This window comes from Rhodococcus sp. SORGH_AS_0303 (assembly GCF_030819335.1).
Taxonomy (GTDB): Bacteria; Actinomycetota; Actinomycetes; order Mycobacteriales; family Mycobacteriaceae; genus Rhodococcoides.
In genome coordinates, this window is sequence record NZ_JAUTBO010000001.1 from 4,408,733 (window position 1) to 4,428,425 (window position 19,693).

The following is a 19,693-nucleotide window of genomic DNA, read 5'->3' on the forward strand; positions in this document are numbered from 1 at the left end:
GCCACGAACGCCCCGCCGGCGTGGTGTCCGCGACGCAGTGTCACGGAAACGAGACGTCCCCCGCCACCTCGGAAGGCGACGGGGGACGTGTCGGTAGAGACTGTCCGATCGAGATCAGACGGCGCGGACGCCCGTGGCCTGGGGGCCCTTGGTGCCCTGTCCGACCTCGAACTCCACGCGCTGGTTCTCCTCGAGGGTGCGGAAGCCGCTGCCCTGGATCTCGGAGTAGTGGACGAAGACGTCAGCGGAGCCGTCCTCGGGTGCGATGAAGCCGAAGCCCTTTTCGGCGTTGAACCACTTCACAGTTCCCTGTGCCATGCTTGTCTATCCTTTTCTTGAACACCGGATGCGATGAACGGCACTTACAGTCCATCGGGCCGGTTCCGACCGCTGTGATGATCCCCCCCAAGAGTCACCCCGTGGGCAGAGCTTCACGCACCGCGCTCGCAACATTAGATCCTGCGAGCGTGAAAACGAACACAGAAGCTGCGACCGAGAACAGTGAACCACGTCGGACGGCGGCGCGACAGTCGACGAGACAACAACTTCGTAAATATCCTCGCGGGCTCTGTCCGCCCGTTCTTCTACGATCGACACGAGCACCGAGGGAGTGAGAGACAGTGAGCACGACGACCGACGCACCGGCCTCCTCGTTCGGCGGAATGCTGCTCGGACGAGCGCTGGCGGGAACGCCGCCGGGAGAGTCTCCGCTGACCCATGCGGCGGAGCTGCCGGGACGTGAGTCCCGGTACGCCGCATGGCCGCAGTGGCTCGAGCCCGCGGTCGTCGAGGTCTTCCAGGACTGCGGGATCCCGCAGCCGTGGACCCACCAGGCAGAGGCCGCGTCGCTCGCGTGGTCGGGCCGCAACGTGGTGGTCTCGACGGGCACGGCGTCGGGCAAGTCGCTGGCGTACCGGATGCCCGTGCTGTCCCGTCTGTCGACCGACGCGCGTGCCACCGCGCTCTACCTCGCGCCCACCAAGGCGCTGGGGGCAGACCAGCTTCGGGCTGCAGTGGACATGACGGACTCGCTCGCCGCGCGGGGCTTCCCGGACATCGCACCGAGTGCGTACGACGGCGACACACCCCTCGAGGTGCGCCAGTGGGCCCGGGCGAATTCACGGTGGATCTTCACCAACCCCGACATGCTGCACATCTCGCTGCTCAAGGGCCATCAGCGGTGGGCGCACTTCTTCCGCAACCTGGCGTACGTCGTCGTCGACGAATGTCATTCGTATCGAGGGGTGTTCGGCTCCAACGTCGCCCTGATCCTGCGACGACTCCGGCGCATCGCCGCGCGCTACGGAGCCGCGCCCGTCGTCGTTCTCGCGAGCGCCACCGCGTCGAATCCCGGGGCTGCGGCCAGTCGCCTGGTCGGTGCACCGTGCGAGGAGATCACCGAGGACGGATCTCCCCACGGTCCCCGGACCGTCGCCCTGTGGGAGCCACCGCTTCTGGACGTCACGGGTGAGAACGGGGCGCCGATCCGGCGCGCCGCCGGTTCCGAGGCCGCACGCATCATGGCCGACCTCGTCGTCGAGGGCGCCCGAACACTGACGTTCGTCCGTTCCCGACGCGGCGCGGAGCTGACGGCACTGGGTACCGCGCGGCTGCTCGCGGACGTCGATCCCGATCTGCCGCAGCGCATCGCGGCATACCGGGCCGGATACCTCGCCGACGACCGCCGCGAACTCGAGCGGTCGCTGTCCGACGGCACCCTGCTCGGCGTGGCCACCACCAACGCACTCGAGCTCGGCGTCGACATCGCGGGGCTCGACGCCGTCGTCGTCGCCGGCTTCCCGGGGACGGTCGCGTCGTTCTGGCAGCAGGCCGGCCGCTCCGGTCGCCGCGGCCAGGGATCGCTGGTGATCCTGGTGGGCCGGGACGACCCGCTCGACACGTACCTCGTGCACCATCCGGCCGCGTTGTTGGACAAGCCCATCGAGGCGACGGTCACCGATCCCACCAACCCCTACGTGCTGGGGCCACAGCTGCTCTGCGCGGCCATGGAACTCCCGCTGACCGACGACGAGGTGATCGAGCTCGGCGCTCAGGACGTCGCGCAGTCCCTCGCGGACCGGGGTCTGCTCCGCCGTCGGCCGCACGGGTGGTACATCACCGCGGACGCGACCCCCCATGCGGCGGTGGACATCCGGGGCGGTATCGGGTCGCAGATCGCGATCGTCGACGGCTCCACCGGACGCATGCTCGGCACCGTCGACGCCGGCCGCGCGCCCTCGACGACCCACCCCGGCGCTGTCCACATCCATCAGGGCGAGTCGTTCGTCGTGGACACGCTCGACTTCGAGGACGGCCTCGCGGTGGTGCACCCCGAGGAGCCCGAGTGGACCACCTCGGCGCGCGAGATCACCGACATCGTGATCGAGGACGTGCACGAACAGCAGTCGTACGGGGAGGTCGACGTCGCGCTGGTGCAGGTCCAGGTGAGCCACCAGGTGGTCGGATACCTCCGCAGACTGCCGTCCGGAGAGATCCTCGACTCCGTGGAACTCGACATGCCGATGCAGGAACTCCACACGCGCGCAGTCATGTACACGATCACGCCGGAGTTGCTCAAGGCCGCCGACGTGACCGCCGAACGTGTCCCCGGGTCGCTCCACGCGGCGGAGCACGCGGCCATCGGTCTGCTGCCCCTCGTCGCGACATGCGACCGATGGGACATCGGCGGCGTGTCGACGGCACTGCACGCCGACACCGGCCTGCCGACGGTCTTCGTCTACGACGGGTACGACGGTGGCGCCGGATTCGCCGACCGCGGCCACGCCGTCATCGGCACCTGGCTCTCCGCGACCCGCGAGGCCATCGCGTCGTGCGAGTGTGTCTCGGGGTGCCCGTCCTGCGTGCAGTCACCCAAGTGCGGCAACGGAAACGATCCGTTGGACAAGGACGGCGCCGTGCGCGTGCTCGACGCCGTCCTCGCCTGTCTGGAGGGTTAGGCAGACACGGTGGCCGGTTCGCCGAGCGCCACCGGTAGCGTGCGGAACCCGTGCAGCACACGGGTGTCCCGCTTGACGCCGGTGCCGGCGGACGACAGATGCGGGAAGCGGTCGAACAGCGTGCGCAGTCCCACCTCGCTCTCCGCGCGCGCGAGTGCGGCGCCGAGGCAGTAGTGGCGCCCACCCGAGAACGACAGGTGCTTGTTGGCGTTGGACCGACCGACGTCGAAGGTGTCGGCGTCGTCGAAGACCTGCGGGTCCCGATTACCGGCCGCGAGGACGCACACCACCAGATCGCCGGCCTCGAGGTCCATGCCTTCGAGGGTGACGGAACCCTTCGCGACGCGGGCCGTCATCTGCACCGGCGACTCGAGCCGCAGCATCTCGTCGACGGCCGTTCCCCACAGCGACGGATCGTCCTGCAGTCGCGCGAGCTGGTCGGGGTTGTTCATCAGCAGATTGATGCCGCTGCCGAGCAGGTTGACCGTCGTCTCGAACCCTGCCGCCAACACCAGACCCGCGGTGGCGCGGAGTTCCCGATCGTTCAGGTACACCCCGTCCTCGGACGCCGCGATGAGCTGACTCATCAGATCGTCGCCCGGGTTGTCGCGCAATCCCGCGATGTGGGTGGCGAGCCACCGGTCGAAGCCCTCGAGGCCCTGCTCGACCTCGCGGAACTGCGACCACGTCAGACCGACGTCGAGACTGGGCGCCGCGAGTTCGCCGAACTCGAGCACCTTGTCGCGGTCCGCCTCCGGCACGCCGAGGATGTCACCGATGACGGCGACCGGAAGCTTGGCGCAGTACGACGACACGATGTCGACCGTGCCGCCGCCCGCGGCCACGAGTTCGTCGAGAAGCGTGTCGGCCACCTGCTGCACGTTGTCGCGCATCGCGTTGACGGCGCGCGCGGTGAACACCGACGACACCAGCTTGCGGTAGCGGGTGTGCGAGGGCGGCTCGACCGACAGCAGCGACGGCGGCGCCAGCGGGTGCAGAGCGGCGGTTCGGGTGCGACGCTCGATCGCCCGCAGCGGCTTCGGGAGATTGCCGCCCACGACGACGGTTCGGTAGTCGTCCGAGCGCAGGAGGTCGAAGATCAGCCCGTGGTCGACGGTGAGGTAGGCGACGCGGCCCTTGACGATCTTTCCCCGGTCGCGAATCTCCTGGTAGACGACACCGGGGTTCGCCCGAGTCACCGGATCGGCGATGAGCTTGGCCTGCGGGTCACCGATCTTGATGCCGCGTGTGGCGAAGAAGCGCACCACTCCGTGCACCGCGAACCACCGCAGCCGCGATCGTGCCTCGTCCTTGACGTCCGCCACTCTCGACATTCCGATTCCCCCGATGCTCGGCCTGCGATAACCCGGTTGCGCGTTACCGCACGTCACACGTGTGACTCACCTCATGATGCGCCGGTCACGACGCCGGTGTCTACCGTCGTGTCATGACCCTGCGTCGGAGCGTCGCCTCCTTGTGGATCGCCACAGTCCTCTACTGGCCGATGCAGGTGATCGTCTCGCGTTCCTGGACCACCCCGTACAGCTGGCGTGACGACGTCATCAGCGCCCTCGGTGCGGCGACGTGCACCGACTACTGCTCGCCCGATCACGTCGTCATGAACGCGACGTTCGTGGCCGTGGGCGGCGCCACCGCAGCGGGCGCGGCGCTCCTGGTACGTCCCTCGGTGGGCATCGCACGGACGGGGTGGATCCTCGTGGCGCTCTCCGGTCTCGCGACGTGCGCCGTCGGGTTCCTCCCGATGGACGTCGCACCGGTCCCCCACACCGTCGCGGCGCAGGTGCACTTCGGCCTGCAGCTCGCCGGAATGCTGTGTGTCGCACGATCCGTCGGTCGAGTCGCCTCGCGATTCACCTACGCCTGCAGTGCGATCGCCGTGGTGGGCGGCATCGCCTTCCTCACCCCCGGGAAGTGGGGACTGGGCTCGGGTGTCACCGAGCGGCTCGCCCTCGACACCCTGAACGTGTGGACCATCGGCATGGGCGTGCTCCTGCTCGCGCGATCGTGGAATCCAGGCCCCGGAATCCGGGGTCGATAGTCCACGATCACCGAGGCACCAGTTGCGTGTCTCTGTGAGGCGGGCTGCTGCACGAGCCGCCGTGGCCGCCAGCGCGAAGACCGGCCGCCCCGTCGCACCGGAAGTACGCAGGCTCGCCGAGTCGCGCTGACCGACATACCGAGGTGCTGGTCCACGATCACTCCTCCACCGGCCCCGCCCGCGCAGAGGCCACCGCGTCCCTCTCCCCGAAGCGCAGCAGCGCGATCCGCACCCGCACCCGGACCTGCACGTCCCACTCCTCCACCGCGCATCCGTCCAGCACCGCATCCATCCGGGCAGCCGATGCCGTCGCCGCCGCGCACCCTGCCTCGGACCCCGACGTCAGTGCGGCGGCACCCGCCAGCGCGGCGAGGTCCGCCGCCGACTGCGCCTGATGACGGGCCGAGACGGCGGCACCCACCGAGACCACCGCCGCGGTCACCACCACCAGCGCCGCCGTGACGAACGCTCCCAGCACAGTCGCCGAACCGCGGTCATCCACCCGTCGGCTCCGCCGTCGCCACCGCACTCGCCGACACCGTCAACCCGGGCAGCGGCGACGACGCCTCCACCCGCACCGTCACCAGATCGCCGACGCGCGACACCGTCACCCGCGCACCGGGCGGGGCCACCACCGTCGCCGACGTCACCGCGCTCTCGTCTCCGAGCGCCGAGAGCCGGGCACCCTCCCGCGCCGCGTCGATGCACCGGATGTGCTCGGTGACAGTGACCAGCGCACCGAGGCACAACACCAGGACGGCGACGATCGACGAGATCGCCAGCGCCGCCTCGACCGTCACCGCCCCGCTGTCGCCCGTGAGACCCGAGTCCCCCGTCAGACCTGCGTCTGCAGAGCCTTGTCGATGATGGACGTCAACGCGGTCACGATGCTGTCGCCCGTCACCACCGTGTAGAGCACGGCACCGAACGCCGCAGCCGCGATGGTGCCGATGGCGTACTCGGCCGTCGACATCCCGTCGTCCTCCCGCGCCACCATCAGGATGCGCGCGCCCACCTCGGTCAGGAACTTGCTCATGTTCTCCCCCTTCGTGTTCCGAGGAGGACGTTCCCCCTCGGCGTTCTCGGGCGGGGGTCACATCACCCCGCCGTTCAGGACCGACCCGGCAAGCCCGATCACCACGGGCACGATGCCGAGGCAGACGAACGCGGGCAGGAAGCACAGCCCCAGCGGTCCGCTCACCATCACTCCGGCGCGTTCGCCCGCGGCAGCGGCGGCATCGTCGGCCCGCACGCGCAGATCGGCTGCCGCCTCGGCGGTCGCGTCGGCCATCGAGGTTCCCGACCGCGCCGAGCGAAGGATGACGCGTGCCACCGACTCGGTGTCGGGATGCGCCGCCAGCGCCGACCAGGCTGCATCGGGATCCGCTCCGAGAGTGAGCAACTGGGCGGCGCGGCGCAGCGCCGACGCCATGGGTTCGGGCGCGACGGAGGACACCGCCGAGGATGCGCTGCCGATGTCGAGTCCCCCACGGAGACAGGCGGACAGCAGGTCCAACGCGCCCGCGGTGGCGTGGTGGTCCGTCGGCGCCACCCCCACCGATGCGGAGCCGTTCGCGCCCGGCACCCGGAGCCGGGCGCGCACACCGACGGCGGGCGGGAGCGCGAGCACCGCGGCGGCGAGGAGCACGAGGGTGATCGTCACGGTGCCACCTTCGCGACGATGGCGTCGGTCCAGAGCAGCCCGGCGCAGGCGAGGGCCACTCCGACGACCAGCATGATGCCGCCGGCGCCGCCTCCGGTGAGAACCGCGAGGGGCGCTGCGCCCATGGCCTGGCCGAGCAGGACGCCGACGGCGGGCAGCGCGGCGAGGACCATCGCCGTGGAGCGCGGGCCGGCCATGGACGCCTCGATGCGCCGGGCCGAGCGTCCGCGATCGCGCAGATCGGAGCGCACCGCGTCGAGCAGTGCCGCGAGACCCAGCCCGTGCACCTCGGCCACGCGCCACACGGCACCCACCCGGTCCCACGCCTGCCCGTGTCCGCCGACACGCACGGCATCCGACATCGTGCCGCCCAGTTCCGCACGAGCCGCGGCCGCGGCGAAGACGGTGCCGACCGGCCCGGGGTGCTCGCGTGCAGCGGTGCGGCAGGCCGTGGCCGGGTGGGCTCCCACGCGGAGTTCGGCCACCATCGTCTCGAGCGCCGCCGCCAGGGTGTCCCCCGCGCGCCGCCGGTCCGCCCGCACGGCGCCTCGGGTGCGCCGCAGGGCGACGGTTCCCAGCACGACGGCCACCGCGGCGCCCACCGCGGCACCGAGGCCCAGCGCTGCCGCGCCTGCCGCCACGGGTATCCAGGCAGGCGCCGGCACTCGCACGGACACGAGCGAGCGTCGGCGCACCGGGCCGAGGCGGCGGCGCGCGTCCGCGCAGGGCAGCACCAGCAGAGCCGCCGCGAGACAGACCGCCGCGAGCATCACGCGGACCCCTCCCGTCGGCCCAGGATCGCGGTGAGAGCGTCGAGTCCTGGACCTCGTGCCCGCGTTCGCGACCAGGCGTCGACCACGGTGCACAGCCCGCGGTCGTCCCGTTCGAGCACGCCGATGGACGACAGCACACGCTGCCCGCTCGGCGTGCGGGCGGTGTGCAGCACCACCTGCACCGCGGCGGCGAACTGGCTGTGCAACGCCGCCCGGTCCATGCCACCGAGGGCCGCCAGCGCTTCGAGTCGTGCGGGTACCTCGTCGGGCGAGTTGGCGTGCACGGTGCCCGCACCGCCGTCGTGTCCGGTGTTGAGCGCGGTGAGCAGGTCCACGACCTCGGCACCGCGGACCTCGCCCACCACGATGCGATCGGGACGCATGCGCAGGGCCTGACGCACCAGATCGCGCACTCCCACCTGGCCCACTCCCTCCACGTTGGCGGGCCGGGCGACGAGCCGCACCACGTGGGGGTGCGAGGGCGCCAGTTCGGCGGCATCCTCGACACAGATGATGCGCTCGGCCGCGTCCACCTCGCCGAGGAGTGCCGCCAGCAATGTCGTCTTGCCGGTTCCTGTGCCACCGACCACGAGGAAGGCCAGGCGTCCGGACACGATGCGGCGCAACAGATCCTCGGCGCCGTCGGCGAACGCGCCGGTCGCGGCGAGCGCTGCCAGACCCTGCGTCGCGGGACGGAGCACGCGGAGCGACAGGCACGTCCCGCCCTGCGCCACCGGCGCGAGAACGGCGTGCAGTCGCACTCCGAACGACCCGGGATCGATTCCGGGCAGACGACCGTCCACCCACGGCTGCGCATCGTCGAGCCGCCGCCCGGCCGACAGCGCCAGCCGCTGGGCGAGGCGGCGCACGGCGGCCTCGTCCCCGAACCCGACGCCGGCTCGCCGCAGACCCTGCCCCCGGTCCACCCACACGTCGTCGGGTCCGGTGACCAACACGTCGGTCACGCCGGGCTCGCGCAGGACGGCGTCGAGCACGCCGGCACCGCGGAACTCGGTGTCCAGGAGATGCAGTGCGCGCAGCAGATCCGCGTCACCGAGCACGCCGCCCGCCTCGGCCCGGAGCGCCTCCGCGATGAGGGCGGGCGTCGGATCCCGGTCGGCGTCGACGAGGCGCACCCGGACGCGATCGAGCAGATCCGTCGACACCCATCCCGTCATGTCGTGGGCGCCGAGGTGAGCAGTGCCAGGACGTCGCCGGCAGCTCGCGCCAGGGGAGATCGGCGGCCGAGGACCAGTCCACGCCCGTCGAGCATCGCGGCGAGTCGACGCTCGGGGCGCACGGAGGCGAGCAGGGGAAGACCCACCACATCGGCCACCTCCGCGGCCGTCAGTCCGGACGGCGCGGGACCGCGGACCACCACTCCCACGTTGGCCGACGTCGAGGTGATCGACCGGGCGAGACACTGCGCTGCCGCGGCCGATCGCACCGTCGCAGGAACCAGTACAACCACCAGATCCGCTGCCTCCACCGACATCTCGTGAATCGGGCCCGCGCGCGGTACGTCGCACACGACGACCTCGCCCGCCGTGACTCCGGCGTCGACGACGGCGCGCCAGGCCGCTGCCGTGATGGTGTTCGTCTGCTCGCGCCGGGTCGAGAGCACCGCCAGATCGCCGCGCCCGGGCAGCGCGTGATGCAGTGCGTCGGCCGTGACGGTTCCGCCGTCGATCACCAGTTCCGGCCAGCGCAGGCCCGGTGTGCCGTCGAGTCCCGTGACGAGGTCCATCCCGCCGCCCGCCGCGTCTCCGTCCATCAACACGGTGCGCCCGGACCGGGACGCGACGACGGCCGATGCCGCGGCGAACACGGACGCACCGGCGCCGCCGCAACCGCCCACCACCGTCACGACCACACCGCCACCGACGGGGACGCGTGCGGCCGCGGACAGCACCCCCATGAGATCGGCCTCCTGCGCCGGCAGCGCGAGCACACGGGAGGTGCCGAGCCGCGACGCGCTCTGCCAGGCCTCGACGTCCGCCGGTCCGTCGGTCACCACGACGACACCGGGATGCCTCGGAAGGTGTTCCCGCACTGCTCGTTCGGCAGCTGCCGTTCCCAGCACGACGATGTCCGAGGACTGCCACAGCACGCGGTCCGGCAGCGCGCCGAGGTGCGACGACTCCCGACCCGCGGCGGCGGCGATGCGCCGGACGCGATCGGAGAGTGCGGTGTCGGGCACGATCACCAGGAGTGCTGAATCGAGGTCGGTCACGCCGTCGATCGTGCGGCGTCCGCGGTCGGTCCGCCAGAGCGGCGAGCCGAACCTGTGGACAACTCGGTACCCGGGGACGGCGCCTGCACCAGCGCGGAGAAGGTGCTACCGCACCGGAAGTAGGGGACGACCCCCGCCAGGGGGGGAGGAGGCGGGGGTCGTCGGAGTTCAGCCCCGGGGGGTCGGGCTGAACACACCCGGTTCGAGACCGGGTAGTCGAAATCTTACACCGCCGACCACCCGCACCGACACGGACGACCGTCGGTCCGTGGCGCCGTCGAAGCAGGTGGAGACACCGTGACCCGCGATCCACCTCCGGGCACCCTTAGGCTGACGGGGTGAGCACACCCCTCCGCCCGGACGCCCCCGGCCGCGTCGCCGCGTTCTTCGATCTGGACAAGACGATCATCGCCAAGTCCTCGACGCTGGCCTTCAGCAAGCCCTTCTTCGACGGGGGTCTCATCAACCGCCGGAGCGTGCTCAAGAGCAGCTACGCGCAGTTCCTGTTCCTGGTGTCGGGCGCGGATCACGACCAGATGGAACGGATGCGCATCCACATCCGCCAACATGTGTACCGGCTGGGACGTCGAGCAGGTCCGAGCCATCGTCGCCGAGACGTTGCACGACATCGTCGATCCGCTGGTCTTCGCCGAGGCTGCCGACCTCATCGCCGACCACAAGCTGCGCGGCCACGACGTCGTCATCGTCTCGGCCTCCGGCGAGGAGGTCGTGGCGCCCATCGCGGAGGCTCTGGGCGTGGACCACGACATGGGTACCCGGATGGCCGTCGAGGACGGCAAGTACACGGGCGAGCTCTCGTTCTACTGCTACGGGCCCGGCAAGGTCACCGCCATGGAGGAGTTGGCCGAGCGCGAGGGATACGACCTGTCTCGGTCCTACGCCTACTCGGACTCGATCACCGATCTGCCGATGCTCGACGCGGTCGGACATCCCACCGCGGTGAACCCGGATCGAGGGCTGCGCCGCGAGGCGTCGGCCAGGGGATGGCCGATCCTCACGTTCTCCGACCCGGTCTCGCTGCGCGCCCGGTTCCAGGCCCCGTCGTCGGGCACGGTGGCCGGCATGGCCGCCGTCTCGTTCGGCGCCCTGGCCGCGGGCGCCGCGACGTACACGCTGCTGCGTCGGCGACGCTGAATCGATCGGGTTCGCGAAACCCTTGCTGTGGCGCGAGTCACAGAGTACAAATGGTCTTACGGGAAGACGGAAGGCCAAGAGCGGGCCGGAAGAGAAGGATCGCTCTCCCAGCCGGGCTTTCCCCAGCACGACCGATCAGTACCCACGCGTAGCGCGCCGCTATGATGGCACAAGCGTTGTGGGCCTGCGAAAGTCGCGCATCAGGGATGAGAACTTCGCACTGGTTGCGGACACGAGTCCCGGGCGCACGATTTCTCGCCGAGGCCTCGCGGAGTCCGCTCCGCCGCAACCCACTCTGCACGCCTGGTAACCGACGTTCGTGCTGACGGGCGACGTCGTCGAGGTGAGAACTCGGCAGCGTCGCCCGTTTCATGCGTCAGACAGAGTTGTCCGCGATGGTGGTCGCCTCGGCTGCTCCGGCCTCGAAGGTGCCGCAGCACAACAGCACCCAGCTCCCCACGCCCTGCTCGGTGCCGCGGGCGAAACCGTCGGCGCCGGTGCGGTACGCGGCGAGCCGCTTCGCCCAACTGATCTCCGGGACACCGAGATTGTGGGGGTCGAAGCCCGTGGACACGGCCACCAGCCGCGAGGCCGCCCGGGCCACGATGCCGTCGGCCGTGCCGAACGGCTTCAGCGCCAACAGTTCTCCGTGCACCACGGCGGCCAGCACCGGGGCGGGCGCCTTCGTGGCGCCGGTCACGAGATCCGCCAGGAACGCCAGGCGGTCGGCTGCGTCCGCACGGGGTCGTCCGAGATCGTCCTGTGTCGTCGCCAGGTCCGCGGCGGCCAGGAGGTGCAGCCGCGCGAGTGCCTGCAGCGGCGCCCGCTGCCAGACGCCCACCATGATCGGCAGGGAGTCGCCGTCGAGAGCCTGGGCCACCCGCAGCGCGCCGGCGAGCAGGGGCGGAGCGGCCTCACCGTCCTCGGGCATCGCCGTGGAGGAACCCTCCATCGCGGCGGAGGCCCGCGCGGCCCGGACCGCCGCCTCGGCTGCCGTCGCCTTCCATCCGCGCCGGTTGGCCTTGTGTCGGTGCACCTCGCCCAACGCGTTCCGCGCCCGCTCGGCGGCGTCGCGCACCCCCTCGAGCTCCAGGATCGGGCCGAGGGGATCTGTGGCTGAGCTGGTCATCCGGTCAGGCTATCGGTGGTCCTACGTCGCGGCGGATCCGGCGTTCCGCTCGGCAGCCATCAACTCGGCACGCTCGCGGCGCCGGACGGCCTGCTGCTCCGGGTCGGGAACGGGCACCGCGGCGAGCAGCCGCTTCGTGTACGGGTCGGCCGGCGAGCGCAGGATGGTGTCGGTCCGATCGAACTCCACCAGCTTGCCCGCACTCATGACGGCGATGCGGCGAGCCAGCACCTCGACCACGGCGAGGTCGTGGCTGATGAACAGGCATGCGAAGCCGTACTCCCGCTGCAGCTCCTGGAAGAGCTCGAGCACCTTGGCCTGTACGGACACGTCGAGCGCGGACGTCGGCTCGTCGGCGACGAGGAGGGTGGGTTCGAGAGCCAGGGCGCGGGCGATGCCGACACGCTGGCGCTGACCACCCGACAGCTGATGCGGGTAGCGGTTGCGCATGTCCCGCGACAGGTGCACCTGATCGAGCAACTCCTCGATCTTGGTGTTGCGCTGACCACGGTCCATCTCGGTGTGCAGCAACATCGGCTCGCCGATCGACTGGCCGATGGGCCACCGCGGGTTCAGCGACGAACCCGGATCCTGGAACACGATGCCGACCTTGCTGCGCACCGGACGCAGGTCGCGGGTCGACATCGACGTGATGTCCGTTCCGGCGATGGACAACGACCCCGAATGCAGCTTGAGCAGGCCGACGGCTGCCTTGCCGATGGTCGACTTGCCCGATCCGGACTCACCGACCAGACCGACCACCTCGCCCGGCTCGATGGTGAGGCTGACACCGTCGACCGCGCGGAAGCCACCGGAGCGACGCGAACCCGGGTACTCGATGACGGCGTCGACGAGTTCGAGCGCGTACCGCACGTCGGGGGTGTCGTCGGTGCCCGCCTGCCCGGTCCGGGAACCGAGGTGGGGCACGGAGGCCAGGAGTTCGCGGGTGTAGGCGTGATCGGGACGATGGAAGATGTCGCCGGAGGTGCCCTGCTCGACGATGTCGCCACCGCGCATGACGAGGATGCGGTCGGCCATGTCGGCGACCACGCCCATGTCGTGGGTGATGAGCAGGATCGCCGCGTCGACCCGACCGCGGAGGTCGCGCATGAGCTGCAGGATCTCGGCCTGCACGGTCACGTCGAGTGCCGTGGTCGGCTCGTCCGCGATGAGCACGGACGGCTCGGATGCCAACGCCTGGGCGATCATCGCGCGCTGGCGCTGGCCACCGGACAACTGGTGGGGGTAGTACTTGACGCGCTTCTCCGGCTCCGGCATCTCGACGAGCCGCAGCAGCTCGATGACACGGTCCTTGGCCTGCGCCTTGCTGAGCTCGCTGTGCGCGCGGATGGCCTCGGTGATCTGCCACCCGATGGTGTAGACGGGGTTCAGCGCCGTCATCGGCTCCTGGAAGATCACGGCGATGTCCTTGCCGCGCACCGAGTTCAGCTCACGTTCCTTCAGGCCGATCAGTTCGCGACCGTTGAGCGTGATGCTGCCGCTCACGCGGGCGTTGTCGGCCAGCAGGCCGGGCACCGCCATGGCGGTGGTGGACTTACCCGAGCCCGATTCGCCGACGATGGCGAGGATCTCGCCGCGAGCGAGGTCGAACGAGACGTCGCGCACGGCGGTGCGCCAGGTCTTGTCGACTTCGAAGTCAATCGTCAGATCCGAGACTCCGAGAACCGGGCCGGTCTTGTCGTCACTCATGTCCGTCAGCTCCGTTTCGGGTCGAGCGCATCTCGCAGCGCATCGCCCATGAGGATGAAGGCCAGCACGGTCACCGACAGGAACCCGGCGGGGAAGAGCACCAGGTGCGGCGAGGTGGAGATGTAGTTCTGGCCGAGGTTGATCTGCAGGCCCCACGAGATCGCCGGCAACTGCAGCCCGATACCCAGGTAGGACAGCGTGGCCTCGGCCGCGATGAACGTGCCGACGGCGATGGTCGCGTACACGAGCACGGGTGCGAGGGCGTTGGGCAGGATGTGGCGGACCAGGATGCGGAACGTGCTCGCGCCCAGTGCCTGTGCGGCCTGCACGTACTCGCTCTGCTTGATCGAGATGACCGACGAGCGGACCAGTCGCATGGCCGTCATCCACCCGAAGGCGATGAGAGCCAGCGCCACCGTGGTGACGGTCCGCTCACTGGTGACGGTGAGCAGGACCAACGCGCCGAGCAGGAGCGGGATGCCGAAGAAGATGTCGGTGAAGCGGGCGAGCAGGCTGTCGAGCACGCCGCCGAAGTACCCGGCGAGCGCGCCGATCAGGACGCCGATGATCAGCACGCCGATGACGGCGAGCAGTCCGATGGTCAGCGAGATGCGGGCGCCGTAGATGACGTTGGCGTAATAGTCGCATCCCTGCAGGTCCGTTCCGAACCAGTGCTCGGAGCTCGGCGAGAGCCGGGTGTCCGACAGGTCGCAGGCGCGCGGATCGAGCCCGCGAGCGAACAGCTGGGGCACCACGGCCATCAGGACGAGCACCGCGGTGATGACGGCACCGAACCAGAAGAAGACGCTGCGCCGCAGCTTCTTCCACGCGTTACCCCACAGGCTCGCCTGGCCGACCAGCTCCTGTGCCTCACCGGTCACGACGTTGCCCGGCTCGCCCTCGGCGGCGACATGCTGTGCATCGTTGGTCATAGCGCCTACTCGTATCGAATTCGGGGATCGAGGAGCGCGTAGAGCACGTCCACGACGAGGTTGAAGAAGATGTAGAAGAAGACCATCAGCGTGACGATGCCGACGACCACCGCGCCTTCCTGACGCTGCACGGCGTCGAAGATCGCGCGTCCGAGGCCCGGCAGGTTGAACACCGACTCGGTGACGATGGCGCCGCCCAGCAACGCACCGATGTCCGCGCCGATGAACGTCACGACGGGAATCATGCTGTTGCGCAGTGCGTGACGCAGGACGATGCGCCGGTACCCCACGCCCTTGGCGCGGGCGGTGCGGATGTAGTCCGCCGCCATGGCCTCCGACACCGCGGACCGCGTGAGACGCGCGACGTACGCCATGGACAGCGACGCCAGGACCAGGCCGGGCAGCAGGTAGCTGTACCACCCGTCGTTGATACCCGCGATGGGGAACAGGTCCAGCTTGTAGCCGAAGAGGTACTGGGCGACGAAGCCGAAGACGAACACGGGAACCGACACCAGCAGCGTCGTCGACACCAGCACGAGGTTGTCGAAGAAGGAGTTGCGGCGCAGACCGGAGAGCACACCGGCCGCGATGCCGATGACGGCCTCGAAGACGATGGCCACGATGGTCAGCCGCACCGTCACCGGAAGACGCTGGGAGATGGTGTCGAGCACCGGGCGCCCGGCGAAGTCGGTACCGAAGTCACCCTGCAGGAGCCCGCCGACGTACTTGACGTACTGCACCAGGAACGGGTCGTCGAGGTTGTACTGCGCACGCAACTGCGCGACGACGGCCGGGGCGAGCGGGCGATCACCCGCGAGCGCGCGGATGGGATCACCCGGAAGGGCGTACACCATCGCGAAGATCAGGAACGAGGCGCCGATCAGGACCGGGATGGTCAACAGCAATCGGCGCGTGATGAAGCGACCCACTGGGTTCTCCTCTTCGGGGTCTCACGGTTCACGCGTCGGTGGGGCGCCCTGCGTCTGCACGGCGCCCCACCGAGTCGAGAGAGAGGTCAGCTGACCGTGACGTCCGCGACCTCGATGTCACCGAACAGGTCGATCTTGACGTTGTCGACCCGCTCGCTCCACACGGCCTGGTTCAGACCGTAGAAGAGCGGAGTGGCCGGCAGGTCGCGGAACAGGATGTCCTCGGCCCGCTGGTACTCGGTCGTCGCGGCGTCGATCGACTCCGCGTTGTTGCCCTGCGAGAGGGCGGCGTCGAACTCCGGGTTGGAGTAGAAGCTGACGTTCGAGCCCGCCGGCGGCAGTGCTGCCGAGCTGTAGACCGGCGACAGGAAGTTGTACAGCGACGGGTAGTCCATGATCCAGCCCGAACGGAACGGACCGGTCATGCCCTGCGCGTCCTGCAGCGGGAGGTACTGCGCGAACTGCAGATCGCCACGGAGCACGTAGTCGACTCCGAGGTTGGTGCGCAGCTGGTTGCCCACGGCGGTCATCCAGGTGTCGTGTGCCGCACCGGCGTTGAACCACAGCTCCACCGGCTGCGACCTGTCGAAGCCGGCCTGGTCGAGCAGCGTGTTGGCCTGAGCGGCGTTCAGCTCGCACTTGGTGCCGCAGGCATCGTCCCGGTAGCCGTCGACGACGGGCGAACCGAAGGAGGTGGCCGGCGTGCGGGTGTTGGTGAAGATGGCCTCGGTGATGGCCTGACGGTCGATCGCCATCGAGAACGCCTCACGCACACGGGAATCCGAGAAACGCGGGTCGTAGGTCGGGAACGCGAGCGAGGTGATGTCGGGGCGAGCGCGCTCGCCGTACCGGTCACCGAACTGGTCACGTGCGGTCGCCCAGGCGTCCGGCGGCAGATCCAGCATGACGTCGAGGCCGCCGGCCTGAACGTCGGTGTAGCCGGTGCTCAGCTCCGTGTAGACCTTGAACTGCACGCCCTGCGACTGTGCCGGGTTCTCACCCTTGTAGTCGTCGTACTTGGTCAGGGTGATGCCCTGTCCCTCGACGAAGTCCTCGTCGGCCTTGAACGGGCCGTTGCCGATCGGGCGACGTCCGAAGGCGTCGGGATCGGTGAAGAACGCCTCGGGCAGCGGCGAGAACGCGCTGTAGCCCAGGGTCACCGGGTAGATCGCGAAGGGCTCCTTCAGAGCCACGCGAATCGTGGTGTCGTCCACGGCCTCGAGGCCGGTCATCGTGGTCGCGGTGGGCTCAGCGCCCTCGGCGGCCTGCAGATCGTCGTAGCCCTGGACGTTCTCGAAGAAGTACGAGGCACCGAAGGCGTTGGTGCTCAGCGCGGTGTAGTTCCACGCATCGACGTAGGACTTCGCGTCGACGGGCGTGCCGTCGTGGAACGTCCAGTCCGGCTTGAGCTTGATCGTCCAGTTCTGCTGGTCGTCGGACTCGACCGACTCGGCGACGCCGGTGTACTCGACCTCGCTGCTCTCGTCGTTGTAGTTCACCAACGGCGTGAACAGGGCCTTGAGGACCTGGTTGCCCTCACTCTCGGTGGTGTTACCGGGAACGAGCGGGTTCTCGGGCTGGCCGATGTACAGGCTGTAGGTGCCCTCGGCGCTCGAGGACCCACCCCCGCCACCACACGCCGCGAGCATGCCCACGGCGGCGATGGCCACCGAGACCACCGCGATCGTCTTCTTGACTCTCAACATGTCCTCCATCGAATCCGGCACGAACAGGGTCGACTGCACGCACCGTCCGCGGGTGGTCCGCGGGTGTCGGGTGGGCCACGGGCGATGACCGGCGTGACCCGGATATTTGCTTGACTTTAGACACACTCACAAAGGTCTGTCGTGCACTCCCCCGAAATCGGAACGACCCGGGTCCGCCCCGAAATACGGACGTAACCTGACAGGACTGGACCTCACCGGTCAGACAGCCTGATGAGAGGCGATTTTGGTGTCTCGTCACCATCCATCGCTGCTGCACACCGCCCGTCGCGCAGAACGCACCTCTCGCCGCACGTCCCGGGTCGCAGCCCTCTGCAACGGTGCGGCGCCGGTCACACGTGACTACCCTCACAGTCGCGACACACCGAACCGACACACCAGCTTTTCCGAGAGGGGCCAGGTACCACGATGACCGAGACCGTGACCGACGACGGCGCGACCAGGGACACGGAATCGGAGCACCCGGTGTCCTATCCCCCGAGTGACGACTTCGTCGCGCAGGCCAACGCCGGATCCGAGCTCTACCAGGCGGCGAAGGACGATCGCCTCGCGTTCTGGGCCGAGCAGGCGAACCGGTTGCACTGGCACACGCCGTTCGAGCAGGTGCTCGACTGGTCGGACGCCCCCGTCGCGAAGTGGTTCGTCGGCGGTGAACTGAACGTCGCCTACAACTGCGTCGACCGGCACGTGGTCGAGGGCCGCGGCGACCAGGTGGCGATCCACTGGGAGGGCGAGCCCGGGGACAGCCGCGAGATCACCTACTCCGACCTCCTCGCCGAGGTCAGCCGCGCCGCGAACGCCTTCACCGATCTCGGGCTCGTCTCGGGTGACCGCGTCGCCATCTACATGCCCATGGTCCCCGAGGCCATCGTCTCGATGCTCGCGTGCGCCCGCCTCGGACTGACCCACAGCGTCGTCTTCGCAGGCTTCTCGTCCTCCGCACTGCGCTCGCGCATCGACGACGCCGAGGCCAAGCTCGTCGTCACCACCGACGGCCAGTGGCGCCGCGGCAAGGCCGCGCCGCTCAAGGACTCGGTCGACGAGGCCGTGGACGGCGCCGCGTCGATCGAGCACGTCCTGGTGGTCAAGCGCACCGACATCGACGTGCAGTGGACCGAGGGCCGCGACCTCTGGTGGCACGACACCGTCGGATCCGCCTCCCCCGAGCACGAGGCGCAGGCGTTCGACTCCGAGCACCCACTCTTCATCCTCTACACCTCGGGAACCACCGGTAAGCCGAAGGGCATCATCCACACCTCCGGCGGCTACCTGACGCAGACCGCCTACACGCACCACTACGTCTTCGACCACAAGCAGGGCAAGGACGTCTACTGGTGCACGGCCGACATCGGCTGGGTCACCGGGCACAGCTACATCGTCTACGGCCCGCTGGCCAACGGCGCCACGCAGGTGGTCTACGAGGGCACGCCCAACTCTCCCGACGAGCACCGGCACTGGAACATCGTCGAGAAGTACGGCGTCACCATCTACTACACGGCGCCCACGCTCGTGCGCACGTTCATGAAGTGGGGACGACAGATCCCCGACGCACACGACCTCTCCTCGATCCGCCTGCTCGGCAGCGTCGGCGAACCCATCAACCCCGAGGCGTGGCGCTGGTTCCGCGACGTCATCGGCGCCGGCAGCGCTCCGATCGTCGACACCTGGTGGCAGACCGAGACCGGCGCGATCATGGTCTCGCCGCTGCCCGGCGTCACCGCCACCAAGCCGGGATCGGCCCAGACACCGCTCCCCGGCATCTCGGCCGCCATCGTGGACGACGATGCGAAGATGCTCGGGCCCGGCGGCAACGGGTACCTCGTACTCGACGAGCCGTGGCCGTCGATGCTGCGTGGCATCTGGGGCGACATGGAGCGCTACAAGGACACCTACTGGTCCCGCTACGCCACCGAGGGTTGGTACTTCGCCGGTGACGGTGCGCGCTTCGACGACGACGGCGACCTCTGGGTCCTCGGACGCGTCGACGACGTCATGAACGTCTCCGGTCACCGCATCTCCACCTCCGAGGTGGAGTCGGCTCTGGTGACCCACCCCGGCGTCGCCGAGGCAGCCGTCGTGGGCGCGGCGGACGAGACCACCGGCCAGGGCATCGTCGCCTTCGTCATCCTGCGCGAGGGCATCGAGAACACCGGCGACGCGCTGATCGCCGAGCTGAAGGCTCAGGTGTCGAAGGAGATCTCGCCGATCGCCAAGCCGCGACAGATCACGGTGGTCCCGGAGCTCCCCAAGACGCGCAGCGGAAAGATCATGCGCCGCCTGCTCCGCGACGTCGCCGAGGGCCGGGATCTGGGCGACACCTCGACCCTCGTCGATCCCGCCGTCTTCGACGCGATCGCCAAGGCCGGCCAGAAGTAACCACGCGTCACGCAGAGAGAGGGGCTCGTGCACCGAGTGCACGAGCCCCTCTC

17 protein-coding genes and 1 pseudogene are annotated in these 19,693 nt (G+C 69.6%); 4 read left to right on the top strand and 14 right to left on the bottom strand.

Annotation, left to right across the window (positions count from 1 at the left end):
- Window positions 1-114: 114 nt before the first annotated feature.
- The gene (locus QE449_RS20945) at window positions 115-318 is read right to left on the bottom strand and encodes a cold-shock protein (protein WP_005248460.1); all 204 of its coding nucleotides are present in this window, start codon (window positions 316-318) and stop codon (window positions 115-117) included.
- A 344-nt stretch (window positions 319-662) separates the two neighbouring features.
- Here QE449_RS20945 and QE449_RS20950 point away from each other — a divergent pair, with 344 nt between their 5' ends.
- Complete coding sequence (locus QE449_RS20950) at window positions 663-2,957, top strand: DEAD/DEAH box helicase (RefSeq protein ID WP_307109765.1); 2,295 nt, start codon at window positions 663-665, stop codon at window positions 2,955-2,957.
- On the opposite strand, the gene QE449_RS20955 is transcribed toward QE449_RS20950, so the two are convergent.
- Window positions 2,954-4,291 (bottom strand): cytochrome P450, encoded by a 1,338-nt coding sequence (locus QE449_RS20955; RefSeq protein ID WP_222650618.1) that lies wholly within the window; start codon window positions 4,289-4,291, stop codon window positions 2,954-2,956. The two genes, QE449_RS20950 and QE449_RS20955, sit on opposite strands and share 4 nt — an antisense overlap.
- A 113-nt stretch (window positions 4,292-4,404) precedes the next feature.
- On the opposite strand from QE449_RS20955, the gene QE449_RS20960 reads away from it, so the two are divergent.
- On the top strand, window positions 4,405-5,016 hold the full coding sequence (locus QE449_RS20960; protein WP_307109614.1) for a DUF998 domain-containing protein: 612 nt from the start codon (window positions 4,405-4,407) through the stop codon (window positions 5,014-5,016).
- Between the two features lie 157 nt (window positions 5,017-5,173).
- Here QE449_RS20960 and QE449_RS20965 read toward each other — a convergent pair whose 3' ends face one another.
- The 7 genes from QE449_RS20965 to ssd are packed head-to-tail and all read right to left on the bottom strand — an operon-like array spanning window position 5,174 to window position 9,685.
- Window positions 5,174-5,518, bottom strand: a complete 345-nt coding sequence (locus QE449_RS20965) for an Rv3654c family TadE-like protein (RefSeq protein ID WP_222647570.1) — start codon at window positions 5,516-5,518, stop codon at window positions 5,174-5,176.
- Window positions 5,511-5,816 (bottom strand): TadE family type IV pilus minor pilin, encoded by a 306-nt coding sequence (locus QE449_RS20970; RefSeq protein ID WP_197027832.1) that lies wholly within the window; start codon window positions 5,814-5,816, stop codon window positions 5,511-5,513. Before QE449_RS20970 ends, QE449_RS20965 begins: the two co-directional genes overlap by 8 nt.
- A 35-nt stretch (window positions 5,817-5,851) precedes the next feature.
- The gene (locus tag QE449_RS20975; RefSeq protein ID WP_027506707.1) at window positions 5,852-6,052 is read right to left on the bottom strand and encodes a DUF4244 domain-containing protein; all 201 of its coding nucleotides are present in this window, start codon (window positions 6,050-6,052) and stop codon (window positions 5,852-5,854) included.
- A 57-nt stretch (window positions 6,053-6,109) separates the two neighbouring features.
- The gene (locus QE449_RS20980; RefSeq protein WP_027506706.1) at window positions 6,110-6,679 is read right to left on the bottom strand and encodes a type II secretion system F family protein; all 570 of its coding nucleotides are present in this window, start codon (window positions 6,677-6,679) and stop codon (window positions 6,110-6,112) included.
- Window positions 6,676-7,449, bottom strand: coding sequence for a type II secretion system F family protein (locus QE449_RS20985; protein WP_307109766.1), 774 nt, complete (start codon window positions 7,447-7,449; stop codon window positions 6,676-6,678). Before QE449_RS20985 ends, QE449_RS20980 begins: the two co-directional genes overlap by 4 nt.
- On the bottom strand, window positions 7,449-8,630 hold the full coding sequence (locus QE449_RS20990) for a TadA family conjugal transfer-associated ATPase (RefSeq protein ID WP_222650613.1): 1,182 nt from the start codon (window positions 8,628-8,630) through the stop codon (window positions 7,449-7,451). The genes QE449_RS20985 and QE449_RS20990 overlap by 1 nt, the downstream gene beginning before the upstream one ends.
- The gene (ssd, locus tag QE449_RS20995; protein WP_307109615.1) at window positions 8,627-9,685 is read right to left on the bottom strand and encodes a septum site-determining protein Ssd; all 1,059 of its coding nucleotides are present in this window, start codon (window positions 9,683-9,685) and stop codon (window positions 8,627-8,629) included. Before ssd ends, QE449_RS20990 begins: the two co-directional genes overlap by 4 nt.
- A 338-nt stretch (window positions 9,686-10,023) precedes the next feature.
- Here ssd and QE449_RS21000 point away from each other — a divergent pair.
- Window positions 10,024-10,840: pseudogene (locus QE449_RS21000) on the top strand (HAD-IB family hydrolase).
- A gap of 376 nt (window positions 10,841-11,216) precedes the next feature.
- Here QE449_RS21000 and QE449_RS21005 read toward each other — a convergent pair.
- The 5 genes from QE449_RS21005 to QE449_RS21025 form a co-directional block, all read right to left on the bottom strand.
- Window positions 11,217-11,969, bottom strand: a complete 753-nt coding sequence (locus QE449_RS21005) for a hypothetical protein (protein ID WP_056443385.1) — start codon at window positions 11,967-11,969, stop codon at window positions 11,217-11,219.
- A gap of 21 nt (window positions 11,970-11,990) precedes the next feature.
- Window positions 11,991-13,679, bottom strand: coding sequence for an ABC transporter ATP-binding protein (locus QE449_RS21010; protein ID WP_307109616.1), 1,689 nt, complete (start codon window positions 13,677-13,679; stop codon window positions 11,991-11,993).
- A gap of 5 nt (window positions 13,680-13,684) precedes the next feature.
- A complete protein-coding gene (locus QE449_RS21015) occupies window positions 13,685-14,611 on the bottom strand; it encodes an ABC transporter permease (RefSeq protein ID WP_307109617.1) in 927 nt (308 codons plus the stop codon).
- Between the two features lie 5 nt (window positions 14,612-14,616).
- Entirely contained in the window at window positions 14,617-15,540 is a 924-nt protein-coding gene (locus tag QE449_RS21020) for an ABC transporter permease (protein WP_307109618.1), read from the bottom strand.
- A gap of 86 nt (window positions 15,541-15,626) precedes the next feature.
- Window positions 15,627-17,243: an ABC transporter substrate-binding protein gene (locus QE449_RS21025; protein ID WP_307109767.1), complete on the bottom strand. Its 1,617-nt coding sequence runs from the start codon at window positions 17,241-17,243 to the stop codon at window positions 15,627-15,629.
- Between the two features lie 429 nt (window positions 17,244-17,672).
- Here QE449_RS21025 and acs point away from each other — a divergent pair, with 429 nt between their 5' ends.
- Window positions 17,673-19,640, top strand: coding sequence for an acetate--CoA ligase (acs, locus tag QE449_RS21030; protein WP_307096603.1), 1,968 nt, complete (start codon window positions 17,673-17,675; stop codon window positions 19,638-19,640).
- The last annotated feature ends 53 nt before the right edge of the window (window positions 19,641-19,693 follow it).